The 16,154-nt window shown below is 69.1% G+C and carries 11 protein-coding genes; 3 read left to right on the top strand and 8 right to left on the bottom strand.

Annotated elements, in window-relative coordinates; all coding sequences use genetic code 11:
- Nucleotides 1-123: 123 nt before the first annotated feature.
- The 8 genes from C3B71_RS12385 to C3B71_RS12360 form a co-directional block, all read right to left on the bottom strand.
- Complete coding sequence (locus tag C3B71_RS12385) at nt 124-2,424, bottom strand: transglutaminase-like domain-containing protein (RefSeq protein WP_108968442.1); 2,301 nt, start codon at nt 2,422-2,424, stop codon at nt 124-126.
- Complete coding sequence (locus C3B71_RS12380; RefSeq protein WP_234415909.1) at nt 2,421-3,725, bottom strand: DUF58 domain-containing protein; 1,305 nt, start codon at nt 3,723-3,725, stop codon at nt 2,421-2,423. Before C3B71_RS12380 ends, C3B71_RS12385 begins: the two co-directional genes overlap by 4 nt.
- A 10-nt stretch (nt 3,726-3,735) precedes the next feature.
- Nucleotides 3,736-4,698: an AAA family ATPase gene (locus tag C3B71_RS12375; protein WP_108968440.1), complete on the bottom strand. Its 963-nt coding sequence runs from the start codon at nt 4,696-4,698 to the stop codon at nt 3,736-3,738.
- A 110-nt stretch (nt 4,699-4,808) separates the two neighbouring features.
- Nucleotides 4,809-8,510: an Ig-like domain-containing protein gene (locus C3B71_RS16545; RefSeq protein WP_234415908.1), complete on the bottom strand. Its 3,702-nt coding sequence runs from the start codon at nt 8,508-8,510 to the stop codon at nt 4,809-4,811.
- A complete protein-coding gene (locus tag C3B71_RS16540) occupies nt 8,468-9,067 on the bottom strand; it encodes an Ig-like domain-containing protein (RefSeq protein WP_234415907.1) in 600 nt (199 codons plus the stop codon). The genes C3B71_RS16545 and C3B71_RS16540 overlap by 43 nt, the downstream gene beginning before the upstream one ends.
- Nucleotides 9,064-10,602 carry an Ig-like domain-containing protein gene (locus C3B71_RS16535; protein WP_234415906.1) on the bottom strand — a complete coding sequence of 513 codons (1,539 nt, stop codon included), beginning with the start codon at nt 10,600-10,602 and terminating at the stop codon, nt 9,064-9,066. Before C3B71_RS16535 ends, C3B71_RS16540 begins: the two co-directional genes overlap by 4 nt.
- A 5-nt stretch (nt 10,603-10,607) precedes the next feature.
- Entirely contained in the window at nt 10,608-11,048 is a 441-nt protein-coding gene (locus tag C3B71_RS12365) for an adenylyltransferase/cytidyltransferase family protein (protein WP_108968439.1), read from the bottom strand.
- Nucleotides 11,048-12,523: a sugar transferase gene (locus tag C3B71_RS12360; protein WP_234415905.1), complete on the bottom strand. Its 1,476-nt coding sequence runs from the start codon at nt 12,521-12,523 to the stop codon at nt 11,048-11,050. The genes C3B71_RS12365 and C3B71_RS12360 overlap by 1 nt, the downstream gene beginning before the upstream one ends.
- A 1,218-nt stretch (nt 12,524-13,741) precedes the next feature.
- On the opposite strand from C3B71_RS12360, the gene C3B71_RS12355 reads away from it, so the two are divergent.
- From C3B71_RS12355 to C3B71_RS12345, 3 genes are all read left to right on the top strand, one after another.
- Entirely contained in the window at nt 13,742-14,377 is a 636-nt protein-coding gene (locus C3B71_RS12355) for a TetR/AcrR family transcriptional regulator (protein WP_108968437.1), read from the top strand.
- Nucleotides 14,378-14,467: 90 nt separating this feature from the next.
- Complete coding sequence (locus C3B71_RS12350; protein ID WP_108968435.1) at nt 14,468-15,214, top strand: CDP-alcohol phosphatidyltransferase family protein; 747 nt, start codon at nt 14,468-14,470, stop codon at nt 15,212-15,214.
- Nucleotides 15,214-16,098 carry a hypothetical protein gene (locus tag C3B71_RS12345; protein ID WP_108968433.1) on the top strand — a complete coding sequence of 295 codons (885 nt, stop codon included), beginning with the start codon at nt 15,214-15,216 and terminating at the stop codon, nt 16,096-16,098. Before C3B71_RS12350 ends, C3B71_RS12345 begins: the two co-directional genes overlap by 1 nt.
- Nucleotides 16,099-16,154 lie beyond the last annotated feature (56 nt).

The raw sequence follows: 16,154 nt of genomic DNA, 5'->3' as shown, positions 1-16,154 counted from the left end.
TCGGCATGGGGGGCGAGAGCGTGGTGGCGGGGGCCTGCGGGGTGCGCGTGACGGGGGCCTGCGCCGGGTCGGGCAGGGGCGGTGTCGGCACACCCTCGGCGCGATGCGATGCTGAAGTGGCCGTCACAGGTGTGTCCTCCTCGAAGTGCTTGGCCGCGCTCTGCGCCCAGCGGGCCGCCACAACGACCGCGGTGACAGGCGCGCCAGCAGGCGGCGCCACCACGGTCGATCGGACCCCATCACCGGGATGATGAGGTCGGCGGATTCCCAGATCTGGTTCAAATCGTACGATGACGGGTCGCCCGCCGCGAATACCTGAGCGTCGATTGCCCGCGCGAAGCGGTGAAGCTCCGCCTGAGGGAACCCCGAGGAGAGCTCGGCGGCCGCCTCTCTGCGGGTTACGCCGTCCGGCGCCCTCCTACCGAAGTCGCGGGCGCGGTCGACCACCTCGTCCCACGCCCCCAGGGCGCGTTCAACTCCCTGCCGACGGCGGCGCCGTTTACGGCGCAGCGCCTTTGCGGCGAGTATGGCCGCCAGCAGTGCCGCAATCCCCGCGACCACTGCCGCCGTGACGATCACGGCGGTGGGGACGCCGGTGACGTGGTCCTCCTCCGAGCCGTTGTTGTCATTATCGTCGTAGACCGGCGGCAGTTCGGCCGGGTCCTGCTGGGGCAGCGGGGGCTGGAGCACCTGCGGCTCGGGGTTGGACACCTTGCGGGCGCTTTGCTGTTGGGGCACCTGGTCGCGTTCGGGGGTGACGGTGAAACCGATCCAGCCGGCCTGCTCGAAGGGCACCTCCACCCAGGCACTGACGTCTTGTCCGGTGACGTCGGAGGCGTCGCCGTCGATAGCCGGATCGAAGCCCATGACTACACGCGCCGGGATCCCCAGCGAACGGCACATGAGCATCATCAGCACCGCGTACTGTTCGTCGTCGCCCACCAGGGAGTCGGCGGTGACCATGGCCGCCAGGCGGGCGGCGCCGTGCCCCGGGGCGGAGGGGCTCTTGGTGCCGTCGGAGTAGTAGCCCGTGCGCAGTGCCTGCTGGAGGATGCGGATCTGGTTGAGCGGCTCCGATTCGGAGCCGACCAGTGAGTGGGCCAGCGCCTGGACGGCCGCCGGAACATCCTCGACGGGGCCGAGTTCGACGTCGGCGAGCGCCAGCCGGGACAGGTCCGAGTCGGAGAGGGCGTCCGGGACCGCGATGTTCTCGGTCAGGACGTCGCCCGCGGCCAGTCGGGCAGTGACAATCCCGGTTGAGGAGAAGGAGTCGTAGAACAGGGAGTCCGCGATGGCATCGGCGCGAGCCCCGGAGGGGGTGATGGACAGCGCGTCGGCGACGGTGGGCACCCAAGGGTAGGTGTAGCCGTCGAGAGTGAAGTTGACGGTGACGGCGTCGGCTGTGTTTCCCGTGTTTACCGAGTTCACCGCGCCCGCCGCATTGTCTGCGGCGGAGGCGGTGTCTGTGGCCACCAGCGGCGTCCCCTTGCCGACGTGCTGGAAGTGAGAGCCGGTGCCGGCATCCTGACCGATGCGCGCGGACAGGCCGTCGTATGAGTCCAGGGCGGCGATGCGTATGCGGGCGCCCTCGGGCAGACCGGAGAGCTCCATGAGGTTGGTGGAGGCCATCTCCGTCTCCAGCGTGCGTACCAGCGACAGGGGGGTGGCGTACTCGGTGAGGTCCAGCGGCGGGGTGAACAGGTCCCGCAGCACCGTGCGGGTGTGTGGTGCGGCGGGGGCGGTGATGGCGACGGCGAGTGCAACCGCCAGCAGCAGCGCACCCGCCCGGGCCACGCCGCGACGGGTACCCGTAGCGATGCCCGAGTCGGAGTCCTCCAGGGCCTCGGCCACGCGCTCGCGCCGGCCTCGCTGCGCGGCCAGCGCCCACGTTCCGAGCACACCGGCCACAAGTACCGCGCCGATGGCGGCCGGCAGGGGCGCGTCCGCGTCACCCCAGGCGACGCCGATCGCCGCCGCGCCCAGGACTACGAATCCGGCCAGGTGGAGCCGGTCCGCCGCGATGGCACGGGTCGCCAGCACGCCTCCGGTCAGCCCGGTCAGCCACGGCAGGACCGTCATGGCGGAGAAGGCGGTCAATGGCAACGGTAGGGCGAGCGCGTCGCGCCATACGGTGATGGTGGCGGACAGGACCGTATGCAGCCCGTGCAGGTTGTGGTCAACGTCGGGTAGCAGCAAGGGGGCGAGCAGCACGTGCGCCGTCGCCGTGACGGCGAGGGTGGGCAGCGCCGACAGGTGGGCGCGGGCGGTGGCCAGGCCGATGACCACGCCCAGGATTACTCCGACCGCGGCGACGAGCATGCCGACCGTGGAGCCGAAGGGAATGATGAAGGGCACGGTGCCGATCAGCAGCAGCACGGTGACCAGCAACTGGTAGAGCCAGCGCTTTCCAAGCAGGGCGCTCATACCGCCCTCCGCATCACCGCGGGCAGCGTCTCCAGGCGGTCCAGGTCGAAGGCGGTGAGAGTGCCCAGGGTGCGGCGTCCGAATGGGCGGGACCCACAGCGCAGTGCAATCACCACCGTGTCCACCGGGGTGATGGTGCGCACGCGCCCCAGCACGGTGTCCTCGCAGCGCTGACCGGTGACCAGCACCATCACGGAGGCCTCCGGGTGGCGGGTCGTGGCTTGGCGGGCCAGCTCGTCGCAGCCGTAGGCGTCGGGCGTCTCCGTCAGCAGGCAGGAGGCGTCCAGCAGGCGCATGCCGGTGGCGGTCGGCAGCGCCTCGGTCTGAGTGAGGACGGTGACCTCGCGGCCGTCGGAGATGGCGCCCAGTGCCAGTGAGCAGGCCACCGAGATGGCGGTCTCGAAGTCCTCGGCGGTTTCGTAGTCGTCGGGCCGGGTGTCCAGGAGCACCAGTAGGTTGGCTCGATGCGTCTCCTCGAACTGACGCACCATGAGCCGGCCGGTGCGGGCCGTGGTGCGCCAGTGGACGTTGCGGCGGTCGTCTCCGGGGACGTAGTCACGCAGCGCGTGGAAGGACACGTCCGAACTTGACAGCTCCTGGGTGACGGCGCCCTCGACGTCGCGCATGATGCCGCGCAGGGTCACACCCAGCCGGATCGTACGCGGATGAATGTGCACGGTCTGCGCCTCGGTGCGATTGCGCTCGCGGCGCAGTAGGCCGACCGGGTCGGAGTTGACCGAGATGACCGGGCCGACGGTGACGACGCTGCGGCGGGCCGTGGGCAGGATGAAGCCGCGCTCGTGGTCGCCTCCCGGAGACAGCGTGGGTACGGCGAAGACGGCGTTGGCGGCTCCCACGGGCATCTCCATGCGGGTGGGCAGCAGGGGGTGGCCGGTGGGGTTGTGCACGGTCACGTGGACGATGGCGTTGTCCCCGACCGTGACGCGCCGCTCGAACAGCTCGTGGTGAACGGTGTGCCCGCCGCGCGGCAGCAGCCACAGCCAGGCGGTGGCGACGACGACGCCCAGCACCGCGGCGGCGGCCCATGCCTCCTGCCAGCCGGCCCGAACCCCGCCGGCGACGCAGATACCCAGCAGCAGCAGACACGCCCAGCCGGTTGAGGTGACTACGGCCAGGCTGCGGCGCGCAGCCGTGACCACCCCCCAGCTGCGCCACCGGGAGGTGCCGGAGCGGAGCCGGGCGGTGGCGGTGCGGGCGGTCCGCAGTGTCTCCTGCACGGTGTGCCGCATGGCCGAGGGCGTGTCGGCTTGTGTCTGCGGGGGCGAGGCTGGGCTGGCCATGAGTGTTCGCTCAGCGGGTGGTGGGGGCGGGCACGTCGGCCAGCGCACGGGTGATGACCCCGGCGGCGGTGGCGCCGGAGAAGGCGGCGTCGGGGTCCATGACCAGGCGGTGCGCCCACACCACCTCGGCGAGTTCCTTGACGTCGTCCGGCAGCACGTAGGGGCGCCCCTGCGAGGCCGCCCACACGCGTGTCACCCGGGCCATGGCGATGGCGCCACGGGTGGATACACCCAGCTGCGTGTCCGGGGATTCGCGGGTGGCCTCCACCAGGGCGCCGATGTAATCCAGGATCGAGTCCTCCACGTGGTTCTGTGACGCGATATCCGACATGGAGGCGATCGCACCGGAGGTGATGACGGCCTCCAGGCCGCGGGAGCGGTCGGGGTGATCCGAGCCCGCCAGGATGCTGGTGAGGGCCTCTCGACTGGGGTAGCCGATGGAGGTCTTCATCAGGAAGCGGTCCAACTGCGCCTCGGGCAGCCGGTAGGTGCCGGCCTGCTCAATGGGGTTCTGGGTGGCAATCACCATGAAGGGACGGCCGGTCTCGTGCTGCACGCCGTCGACGGTGACCGTCGACTCCTCCATGACCTCCAGCAGGGCGGACTGGGTCTTGGGGGAGGCGCGGTTGATCTCATCGGCCAGGAGCACGGAGGCGAAGACCGGACCGGGGTGGAACTCCCAGGCGGTGGTCTTCTGGTTGTAGATGGTCACGCCGGTGATGTCCGACGGCAGCAGGTCCGGTGTGAACTGGATGCGCGAGTGGCTGCCCTGCACGCTGGCGGCCAGGGCGCGGGCCAGTGCCGTCTTGCCGGTGCCGGGGGCGTCTTCCAGCAGGAGGTGCCCCTCGGCGAGCATGGTGGTCAGCGCCAAGCGGATCACGTCCTGCTTGCCAAGTAGTGCCTCGCCGACGTTATCTACCACCTTGTCAAAGGTTTCGGCGAACCACATCGCGTTCTCCTGGGTCATGGGCATATGGTGGGGTGCTCCTTAGTCGGGTACCGGTCTTCGTCATGGTAGATCGCATGGAGACCGCAGACGGCGTCCGGGACACAGCCGGGTTGGACAGTTAAACAACTGCCGATCTACTGCTGCGTGCAGGTGATCTGACGATCGGAATTCGGGCTACGGTGCGGGAACACATGGCGGCCCCCACCCTGTGAGTCGACCGTGAAGGATTCGGAATAAGGCTTCGTCTGTCCGTCTGCAGTGTCGCGGTAGGTGTAGCTGCAGGAGACCGTGCTGTCGGGATTGAAGCCGGACACGTCTACCACTATCCGCCAGCAACTGCCGCTGGAGAAGCCTGTCTCATCGAGGTCCTGCTGAGTGCAGGTGGCCTCTGGGATCCCCGTGGTGATTGTGAAGCTCTTCTGCGTGCCAACCGCAACGTTCGACTTCGGCAGTGTGACCGCGTTGGAGCGCACCGTGGTGGAGACGATGGACTCGTCGTCGTCCACCACCGTGCGCGCCTCCACGTAATAGGTGGCGCCCGGGGTCAGGCCGGAGAAGGAGGTGTTGTCGTCGTCCCAGCCCTTGACCTGGTTGCCGGCGGCGTCGACCAGTCGGTACTCGATCTCGAGCTCGCCGGCGTCCCAGCCGCCGCCGGAGGCGGCAACCGAGCCCTGGGTAATGGTGATCGTGGTCCCGGAGGCGGCCGCTACGGGTGCCGACGGTGCGCTGGGCTTGCCGGTGATGCGGAAGCTCTTAGATCCCGGCGTGGAGGTGGCCGAGCCGGCCTGGTTCGCGGCGGTGACGGTCACCGAGACGGCGTGTGTGCCCGCCCCCAGCGAGACCGGCACGGACACCGAGGTGTTGGCCCCGGCCTGGACCGTCTGCATGACCGAACCGGAGATGGCGACGGTGTAGCTGACGGCGTCACCGTTGTTAGCCGCGGCGGTCCAACTGATGTTCAGGTTGCTTCCGTCCCAGCTGATGCTGGGCGTGCCCGGTTTGCCCGGGGCGCCGTAGACACTGGCGCTGCCGGCCGACGTGGCCCAGGCGGACTGCCCGGAGCCGGACACCACCGCCCGCACGCGGGCGGTGTAGCTGCCCGGATTCAATCGGCCGAAGGTCGCCGAAGTCCCGGAGACCACCTGGGTGGATGACACGTTGCCTCCCTGCAGCAGCTGCACCTCATAGGTGATGGAAACCCCGCTGATGGGGGTGGCTGCGCCCCAGGAGACCGTCACGGAGCCGTTCCCGCCGGTCAGGCTCACGCCGGTGGGCGCGTCCGGGGTGACGGTCAGGGTCACCGGGGCGGAGGCGGCCGACGGTGCGGAGTCTCCGGCGGCGTTGGTGGCCACCACCTGGAAGGAGTAGGTGCCGCCCGCCGTCAGGCCGGTGGCGGCGCAGGGAGAGCCGGCGCACCGCCAGGAGCCGGCCCCGTTCACCTCGGTGACGGTGTAACCGGTGATCGCGGAGCCGTTGTCCGCCCCCGGCACCCAGGACACCTTCATGGCGGTGGCGCCGGACGGGCTGGCCGAGACCCCGGTGGGGGCGTTCGGCACGGCGGTGACCGTGACGGTGACCGTGCCGGTGACGGCACGCGAGGCGGAGCCGGTGGCGTCCAGTACCTCGTAGCGGACCACCAGGCGGCCCGCGAAGCCGGCCCCGGGCGTGATGGTGAGCGTGGTGCCGGAGGTGGTCACGTTCCCGGTGCCGGAGGTGACCTGCGGGGAGCCGGACAGGGTGATCGGCTGGTCGGGGAAGGGGTTGGTCACCAGCGTGTAGACGTCGATGCTGACGGGGGAGCCGTCGGAGGTCAGCACGGCCGGCGCCGTCGTCATCAGCGGCTGGGTGGATTCGGAGACCCGCAGCGGCAGCTGGCCGGTCACGGGGTCGTTATTGCCGTCGTCCACCGTCACCGGCAGGGTGCCGGTGGTGCCCGTCGCCGTGCCGACCTCGGCCGATACCGACACGGTTGAGCCGGACAACGAGGCGGTGAAGCCGGCGGGGGCGGAACCGATCGAGAAGGAGAGTTCGTCGCCGTCGGCGTCCTGGGTCATGGCCGACAGGTCGACGGTGACGGCGTCCTCTCCGGCGGCCACGATCACTTCGGTGGGGGTGAAGCCGGGGGGTGTGTTCCCGGTGGCCTCCACCACCACCGGCAGGGTCAGGTTGGAGGACAGGGCGCCGTCGCCTCCAGAGTCCGTCACCGTCAGGGTCACGGAGGTCTGCCCGGAGAAGCCCGCGGCGGGAGTCAGGTCCAGGGAGCCACCACCGCCGGACACCGCGGCCTCATCCAGGCCGGTTCCGGTGCGTACCGTCGCGTCGTCGGCGACGGTGGGCGTCGTGCCGACGCGGGTGAGGATGTAGTCGGCCAGATCCACGGTAGTGGTGGTGTCCGCCGGGATGCGCACCGGGATGGCGGCCGAATCCAGCCGCGGGCGCAGGTCGTCGCGGGAGGGGATGACGATGACGGCGTTCCCGGTCAGCCCGTCCTGATCGGTGATCGTGTACAGCACCAGGCGCTGCTCGTCGCCGACGCTGACTCGGATGGAGGAGTCGACCACCTCGGCGGTCGGGTCCGCGGTCGTGACGGTCAGGTCCCAGGGGGAGCCGTCGGCGTCCTGGTCGTTGTCCAGCACGGATACGGTCGCCATGCCGTCTGCGTCCACCTGGTCCACCGTGACGTAGTCGTCCACGCCGATGGGGCTGATCAGGGGAGCGTCGGCCAGCACCTGGTAGGTGATGGTGCCCACGTCCATGCCGCCGCGTCCGTCGGCGACCCGGTAGTGGGCCGTATACACACCCTCCGTGCCGGGCAGGTCTGCCACCGCCCGCCCGGAGCGCATGGAGGTCGTCAGTGCCGGGTCATCGCTCAGGGGCGCGTCCTCCATGGCGAGGGTGTCGCCGTCGGCGTCGAAGTCATTGGAGACGACGTCGGTGACCACGGTGCGGCCGGGCTGGGCCACCACCAGGTCGTCGGTGGCCACCGGAGCCGTGTTCGTCTCGGGCGCTGCGGCCACGCCCACGCGCACGGTCCCGGTGGCCTGCGCCCCGAAGCGGTCCTCGACCGTGTAGGTGAAGGTGTCGGTGCCGGTGGCCCCCTCGTGGGGGGTGTAGGTCAGGTAGGTGGAGGAGGCCTCCACGGTTCCCGACGTCGGGGTCTGGGCCAGCCCCACCAGGCTGACGGAGTCGCCGTCGGGGTCGATCCCGTCCAGCGGCACGGTGATGGCCACCGCCGAGCCGGCGACGGTGCTGGCCTCCAGGCTCTGCGGGACCGGAGCGGCGTTGGCGGCGTCGTCGCGGGCGCGCACCTCGATGTCGATCTGGCCGAAGGCGCTCTGCCCCTGGGTGTCGGACACCGTGTAGGACAGGGTGGTACGGCCCGGGGCATCGTCGGCCTTGAAGCGAACCACGTCGCCGCTGGTCCAGGCGGTGCCCAGGTCCGCACCAGCCACTCCGAGCTCATCCGCGACGCTCAGGGCCAGTCCCGAGGGGGAGGTGTCATTGTCCAGCACGGACACGGTCACCACATCGCCCACGCGCACGACGGCGGAGTCGGGGCTCGCGATCGGCACCTGCAACTCGGCAGTGGTGACCGGGACCACGGTCATGTGGCCGGTGGCGGAGGCGGTCCCGTTGGAGGCCGTGTACTCCACCTCCACACTCTGCCCGATCGCGCCGGGGGCGGATACCTGCAGCAGGGAGTGGTCCACCACCGTGACGCTCACCCCCGACTGGTCGGGGGCACTCGCCGACTGCAGCACCAAGACGCCACCCGCGGGGTCGAAGTCGTTGTTCAGCGGCGCAACCGTGGCGGAGCCTCCCTCCCGCAGCAGCACGGTGTCGTTCTCCGTGACCGGGGGACGTCCGGCTCGGAGGGCTCGACCACATCTGCGCGCACGATCCCCTGGGCCACGGCGGAGCCGGCGGTGACATCGTAGGTGACGTAGTAGGTGCCGGCCTGCTCGGCGGAGAAGGTGAAGGTGCCGGCCTGCTGGTTGACCTCCAGGTTTGTGCCGGCGGGGGTCTCCTCCACGCCCGCCAAGCTGAGCGGGTCGCCGGTGGGGGAGACGTCGTTGTCCAGGGGGGAGACCACGGTGGATGTCCCGGCGACCACCAGCACGTGGTCGGGGTTGGCAATGGGGGCGACCGAGTCAGCGGACTGTACGTCCACCGTAACGGTGCCGGAGGCGGCCTGCTGCCCGTCGGAGACGACCACGGTCAGGGTACGGGTGCCGACGGCGCCGGTCATGTCGCGCACGGTGACGGTGCCCTCGTTGGTGGTGCGCACGTCGAAGCCCTCGCCCTGCGCGGACACCAGGTAGAGGGTGTCGCCATCGGGGTCCAGCCAGTTGCCCAGCACGTCTAGGGACCCGGAGGCGTCGGCGGCGATCACCAGCGTTGGGGTGGAGATTTGCTCGGGGCGTTGTTGACGCTCCAGTCGTGTACCTCCACGGCGGCTACCGCGGAGTCGGCGCCGCCGCGCCCGTCGGAGGCGGTGTAGGGGACGGTGTAGGTGCCGGTGGCATCCTCGGGGACGTCGATGCGCAGCGCCAGGCCGGACTGGGAGGAGGTCACCTGGGCGGCGCCGGTGTCCCCCGGTTCGGCGCTGAGTACGTCGCCGTCCGGGTCGGAGTCGTTGGCCAGCACCTGCAGCACGGTGGAGCGTCCGGGGCGCACGCCCAGGGTGTCGTCATTGGCCTGGGGCGGGTGGTTCTCCTCGGTGCGCTCGGGCTGAGACTGGGCGTCGGAGGTCTCTGCCGATTCGTCCTTGTCGTCGGACTGGTCGTCGGTCTGGGAGGTGATATCGGTCCAGTCCTCCACCAGGACCAGGTTCTCGTCGGGCAGCCACACGGTTCCCTGGGTGATGTCGTTGAGGACGATCGCGTCCCGGTTCACGCGGAACACGGGCCGGGAGGAGGAGGCCAGGGCGTCGTCGCTGACGGCGTCGACGTCGTCGCCACACTGCCGCAGGAACTGGCCGGAGCCGGACCAGGCACCGTAGACACAGTCGCCCAGGCGCACAGGCTGGGCGGCGACGCCGGGAGCCGCCTCGCCGTCGGCAGAGGCCGGGATGGTGGTCGCCGGTGAGCCGTCCAGCGGGACGGACATAATCGCGGTCCGCGAGGCCACCAGGACGGCGTCGGCGCTCGGACCGGGCTGCTGCAGTACCAGGCCGGAGGTCCCCAGATCCGTGCTCGTCCCGTCAGGCAGGTGCACGATCCCGGTGCCGCGCTCGAGCACGACCGGCCGATCGCCGACGGCAGTGATGGCCAGGTCGGTGGCGTCGGTGAAGCTCAGCGACTGTGCCGAGGCCTTTCCCCATCCGGAGGAGTTCGCCGGAACCGTGGTCAGTGTGCCGGATCGGGAGGACACGGCATACAGGGAGCCGTCGGTGCCGGCCACGGCCACGACGCCTGGCATGCCCTCGATCAGGGTGGGGGCGGCGGCGAGCAGGTCAACCGCGTCGACGGTGGTGCCGGATACGGTACCGGCCTCGGCATCCACGGCGAACACCCGGTCCGCGCCCTGCAACACGGTAGTTCCGCCGGTCAGCTGCGTGCTGGTGGATAGTGCCACGGCGGTGGGATCCACCGCCGCCACCGAGCCGGCCGCCAGGTCGGGGACGAGCACGTCCTCCCCGCTTTGGGTGACGTCGAAGTCCGCGGACGCGGTGCGGATTGAGCCGTCCACCTGCTTGGACGGATAGTTCAATCGGGCCACCAGGTGCTCCGCGGTGCTGGTCACCCACACACCGCCGTCGTTGAGCGAGACATCCGCCTGGGGGACGCCGTCGTGCAACCAGGCGGCAGTGCCCAGGCAGAGCGCGGCCAGGCCCGCCAGGGCAGCGGACAGGCCCCGGCGCCGCCTTCGAGACAGTTTGAGGCTTGGCCAGCTGGAGCGGGGGAAAAGGCGCTTTGGGGCAGGCATGCCCTTCACCTGCCGGTTGCGCCCGAGTGCGTGGCGATCTCCTGTGTGAGCATGCGCCGCAGCATGCTGGAGGACGTGGTGGGCGTGTAGGGCAGGTAGACGACGGTCGCGCCGACCTCCGCCATTTGCTGCTCCAGTCGGTCGCCCTTCTCCGTGCCCTGCCAGTCGGTGCCCTTGAACAGGATGTCGAAGGGCTCGCGCTTCCAGGCCAGGCGCTTGTCCTGATCGAAGTCGGGGACGACGGCGTCGACCACCCGCAGTGCGGCGACCAGTGCCATGCGCTCATCCTGCGGCACGATCGGAGGACGCCCCTTCATGCGCTTGAGGGACTCGTCTGTGGCGACGCCCGCGATCAGACGGTCGCAGCGGGTGGCGGCCGCGGTGAGGACGTTGAGGTGTCCGATATGCAGCATGTCGAAGCCGCCGGGCACGTAGCCGGTGATCATCAGTACGCTCCCTTGCCGCCGACGACGGCCTTGAAGGTTGACAGGAAGATGCTGGCGTCCAGGCGGGCGCCTCGGTTTTCAACGTAGTGGCGGTCCAGCGCGACCGTCGAGTCCCAGGACAGGTCGGAGCGGCCCGACACCTGCCACAGGCCGGTAAGACCGGGCTTGACCAGTAGCCGTCGGCGGGCCTCGGCGTCGTACTCGGCGACCTCACTGGGCAGTGCCGGGCGTGGGCCGACCAGGCTCATCTCCCCGCGCACCACATTGATCAGCTGCGGCAGCTCGTCGATGGAGGTGCGGCGGATGAAGCGACCCACCCGGGTGATACGCGGGTCGGTGCGGTTCTTGAACAGCACCTCGTTGCCGACGTCACCACCGGCGCTCACCACGGCGGCGCGGCGGGCATCGGCATCGGTGTACATCGAGCGCAGCTTCCACAGGGTGAAGTGCTTGCCGCCCGCCCCGACCCGGGTTTGGGTGTAGAAGGCGGGGCCGGGGGAGTCCATACGTACGGCCAGTGCGGCTCCGGCCAGGATCGGGGAGGCGATCAGAAGCAGGAGGCTGCCGGCGACGCGGTCGAACACCTCCTTGGCGAGCAGCCGCGTGCGGCGCAGGCTCACGTCGATCAGACCCGTCCAGCCGTGGGTGACGGGTAGCCCGCGCATGCGTCCGGGCACCACGTCCTGCAGACCGGGGGCGACCACCAGGCGCGCACCGGTCGAGGTCAGGCCACGCATCAGGGTTACAAGATCCTCCGGGCCGACTCCTCCGAGCGTCATTACGACGTCGATGTGCTCGGCGCGGATCATCGCGTTGATCGCGTCCTGGTCGCCCAGGTGAGCGGCGGTTCGGGAGTGGTTGGTACTGGAGGAGACGTAGCCGACGACGAGGAAGCCGTCTCCGGGGTGAGAGCGCAGATCGCGCAGAATCGGCTCGGCGCCCGGTCCCATCACGATGAGCGTGCGGCGCAGGCCGTGCCCCTCCATGCGGCGGGTGCGCAACCAATTGCTTTCGATGGTGCGTCCGACGACTGCTAGCGCGAACTGCGTGGCCAGTGGCGCCAGTACCGACCCGGCGGGGAGGCCGGGGGTAAGCAGTTGCCCCAGAAGAAGTGCCACGGGCGCGGTGATCAGAGTGGCCAGGGCTACCCGCTCGCCGCCCGAGCGTGCCTGGTCGACAACATCGACGCCCAGTGCGCCCGACGCCCAGGTGAGTGACACCATCAAGATACCGGTGAGCGCGGTCAGCAGCAGCCGTGATGCCCCCCAGCTCAGGCTGATCAGCGCCACCCATACCGGAAGCACCACGGCCGTGAGGTCGCTGAGCATGATCCAGGACAGCAGATCCTGGCGCATGGTCGGCCAGTCGGTGAACAGCGGTGACGTCAGCCGCGGCAGGATCCGCGCGGAGTCCGGGTTCTGGTCGTCGTGCCCGGCGGACTGTGGTCGAGACGAAGGGCTGGTCGGGCTGGCCAAGACGACTCCAAGGATGTTTGCGGTTGCTTATGGAAGACGCGTGAGAGGACGGAGCGGAAGTACCGCTGAAATGACCTGCGAGGGCGCCGGGTTAGGCGCTGGGCGCGGGTTTATTCGTCGATGTCCCCACCGAATCTACTACCTACGCGAGGCCGTTGGGTATGAACGTGAACAGATGCACAGAAAGAGACGGCGTGAAGCTAGTGTTCGGGGCGGAGGTGGCGGCGGGGTGCTTCAAGGGCTTGGGAGGTAAGCGGCGTGATGATGCGGTTTGTAGGGTGTGTTGGGGTGGGTGTGCCGGGTTGGGTGGAGCTCTGAACGGGGTTGGGCGTAAAAGTAAAGAATTGATTATGGCGGCGACGCTGCCGTGACATTACTGAGATTTTTAGCGTGGCGGACTCGTTGTTTCTGGCGGTATATGAGCGTCGTGCGTCACATTTAGCAACTTTTTTATAACGTACGGTCACGATTTGTGTCCGCTCGAGGGCCTGGTTGGATGATTATTCGGCGGTGCTAATGCGGATCTTCCGGTTTGCGGGTGTGGAGGCGGGGGTTGGGGTGGCGTCTGAGGTGTGTGGTTGCTTGCGGTTCGATCGACTGGCCCGTGTCTGCTTGGAACGCCCGGCTCTACTTGGACCGCCGGGCTGCACTTGGACCGCCCCAGACGCACTCTCAAGCGGTCCCAGTGCAGATTCGCGGTCCAACTGGAGGGACGCGGTCCGAGTAGGGGAGCGGGAAAGGTGCGGGCGCCGGGCAGAGCCGCAAGCCCCCGGGCGGGCCCAAACCAGCTGTGCTGGTCGCCGTCGAGTGGGGTAACGCCTTGGACAGTCCCGGGCGGGCCCAAACCAGCTCTTCCAGCTTCGGGGGTTGTGGTGTTGGATTCCGGGGCGACGCCGGGTGCGTGGGCGGCCGTCGGCGGCGTCGAGCAAGCCGAACCGCCCGCCCGGGCGCCATACTCGCGGCTCCCGTGCGGCGGTCCCCTGTGCGCCCAGTGCCGCCGAGGGGCGTCCTTGGCGCCCGGCAATGCTGGTCGGGGTGAAACGGCCCGCGTGTGCCGCCGACAGGGGCTTCGCAGGCGCGCCGTGTTAGGCTCACTTTGAAGCAGGAGGAAGCCGAAAGCCGTCGTTTGTCCCCGATGCCCAGGCGTTGCGCGCGCAACGCCTTGTCGGATGCCCCGGCATACCCGAGTTGCAAGACGCAGACACCCAACGAGCAGTTATGAGCAGCAAGGCCAGCAAGAGAACCCGGATGAGCGCCTCCGAACGGCGTGAGCAACTGATCACCGTGGCCCGAGCGCTGTTCGCTGAGAAGGGCTTCGAGGCCACCAGCATTGAGGAGATCGCCAACCGCGCCAAGGTGTCCAAGCCCGTGGTCTATGAGCACTTCGGTGGCAAGGAAGGCCTGTACGCCGTCATCGTGGACCGCGAACTCACCGCCATCTCCACCACGATCACGCAGGCGCTAAAGTCCTCCTCGTCCGCCTCGGTGATCGTCGAGCGCGCCGCGCTGGCGCTGCTCACCTACATCGAGGAATCCTCCGACGGCTTCCGCATCCTGTCCGCCACCAACACCCACAGCTCGGACACCTACTCCACCCTGCTGGCCGACGTCGCGATCCAAGTGTCGGGGCTGCTCGCCAAGCAGTTCTCCACGCACGGGCTCGATCCGCGCACCGCCCCGCTGTACGCGCAGATGCTGGTCGGCATTGTGGCCATGCCCTCGCAGTGGTGGCTGGACAACCCGGCGATGAGCAAGGAAGAGGTGGCCGCTCACATGGTCAACCTCGCCTGGAACGGCTTGCGCGCCATGACCCCCAATCCCACTCTGCGCGACGTCCCGACCACGGCGGAGTAGCACGCCGGGAGCTACCGGCCTCGGCCGGAGTCGGCGCCGCGCGGGGCATGCTAACTTGTTATGTCGTTGTACTACTGATTGGAGCTCTGGATGAGCGCATCCGCGTCCCAGACGAGTCCTCGCCCCTCAATCCGGGAGAACATTCATGCCTTGGCGTCGGCGCAGAAGGCGAAGGCGGGTGCCCCGCTGTACTCCCGCCTGATCAACCGGCCCGTGGGGCGGGTACTCGCCGCCATCGCCCACCGGCTGGGCATGACGCCTGACCAGGTCACGGCGATCTCCGCCTGCTGCACCTATGTCGGCATCGTGTTGCTGGCCGTATGGCGCCCCTCGGTGCTCGCCTGTGTGGCCACATCCCTGCTGCTGATGCTCGGCTATGCCCTGGACTCGGCGGACGGCCAGTTGGCGCGGCTGCGCCATGGCGGTTCGAAGGCGGGGGAGTGGTTGGACCACGTGGCCGACGTGATCAAGCTGTCCACTATCCACGGTGCCATCGCCATCGGCCTGTTCCGGTTCGCCGACCTGTCGACCCCGGCACTCCTGCTGGTGCCGCTGGCCTTCGGCGCGGTGCAGAACATCCACTTCTTCAGCTACATCCTCACCTACCAGTTGCGCTACGCCGGAGGCACCCCTCTGGCGAAGGACGAGGGCCGCGCGGGCGTGCTTAAGTCACTGCTGTCGGTGCCCACCGACTACGGGCTGATGTGCCTGGTGCTGGTGCTGCGCTTCGCGCCCGTGGTGTTCCTGTGGGTGTACGGGCTCATGCTCGTCGGCTATGCGGGCTACGTGGTCCTGGCGCTGCCCAAGTGGTATCTGGAACTGCGGGGGCAGCGCTGATGTCATTGCCGACCCCATTCAGGCTGCTCACCGGCCCCAAGTCGCTGCTGATATACACCGGCCGCCAGGATGGTCTCGGCAACCGGGTGCGGGCGCTGCTGTCCGCGAAGGTGCTGGCCGAGCGCGAGGGACGGGAGCTGTTCTACGTGTGGGGGACGGACCGCTACTTCGGTCCGGCCATGGACGAGCTATGGCACTTCGACGCCGGGCACCGCGTGCCGCGCTGGGCCTCTCGGGCCATCTCACCGATCCACCATTTCTACGGTCCCGGACCGACGGCGATCACGGAGTCCATGCGGCGCGATCACCTGTGGCAGATCCGCTCCGGCGGGCAGCCGGTCACCTGGGACGATGGCATGCGACCGTGGACGGAGGACTTCCGCGCCCTGACCCCGGTTGCGGAGATCGCCGAACGAGTCAACCGAGTCTTCGACGACTCCCTGCGCGGGCGGCGCTACGTGGGAGTGCAGGTGCGCTCCCATACGGTTTCGCACGCCAAGACCCTGCAGTCCTCACCGGTGGAGTGGTTCGAGCAGCGCATGCGCGCGGCGCGCGAACGATTCCCCGACGTGCGCTTCTACCTGTCCTGCGACACCGCCGAGGCGCAGGAACGGATCATGAGTCGCTTCGACGGCTGCGTCGCCCTGAGTGACAAGGGCGGTTACAACACCACCGAGGGCGTGCGCTCGGCGATCGTCGACCTGTACCTGCTTGCCTCCTCCCAGCACTTCATCGCGCCGGCGTACTCGAGTTTCCCGGAGATGGCGGTTTACCTTGCCGACCACGCCATGTCTTTCGAGCGCCCCGACCAGCCGCTCACGGGGGAGCTGAGCCTTGACGCCGGACTGGTGAACAATCCCCTCAAACCTGCAATCCGCAACTGAGCGGTTGGCTATGCGCCGATGGGGGGGTGATGCGGCCGCGCTAATGGGGTCGCACC

The sequence above is a fragment of the Actinomyces sp. Z16 genome, from assembly GCF_003111765.1.
Lineage (GTDB): Bacteria > Actinomycetota > Actinomycetes > Actinomycetales > Actinomycetaceae > Actinomyces > Actinomyces glycerinitolerans.
This window is presented reverse-complemented; position numbering and strand designations above follow the sequence as displayed.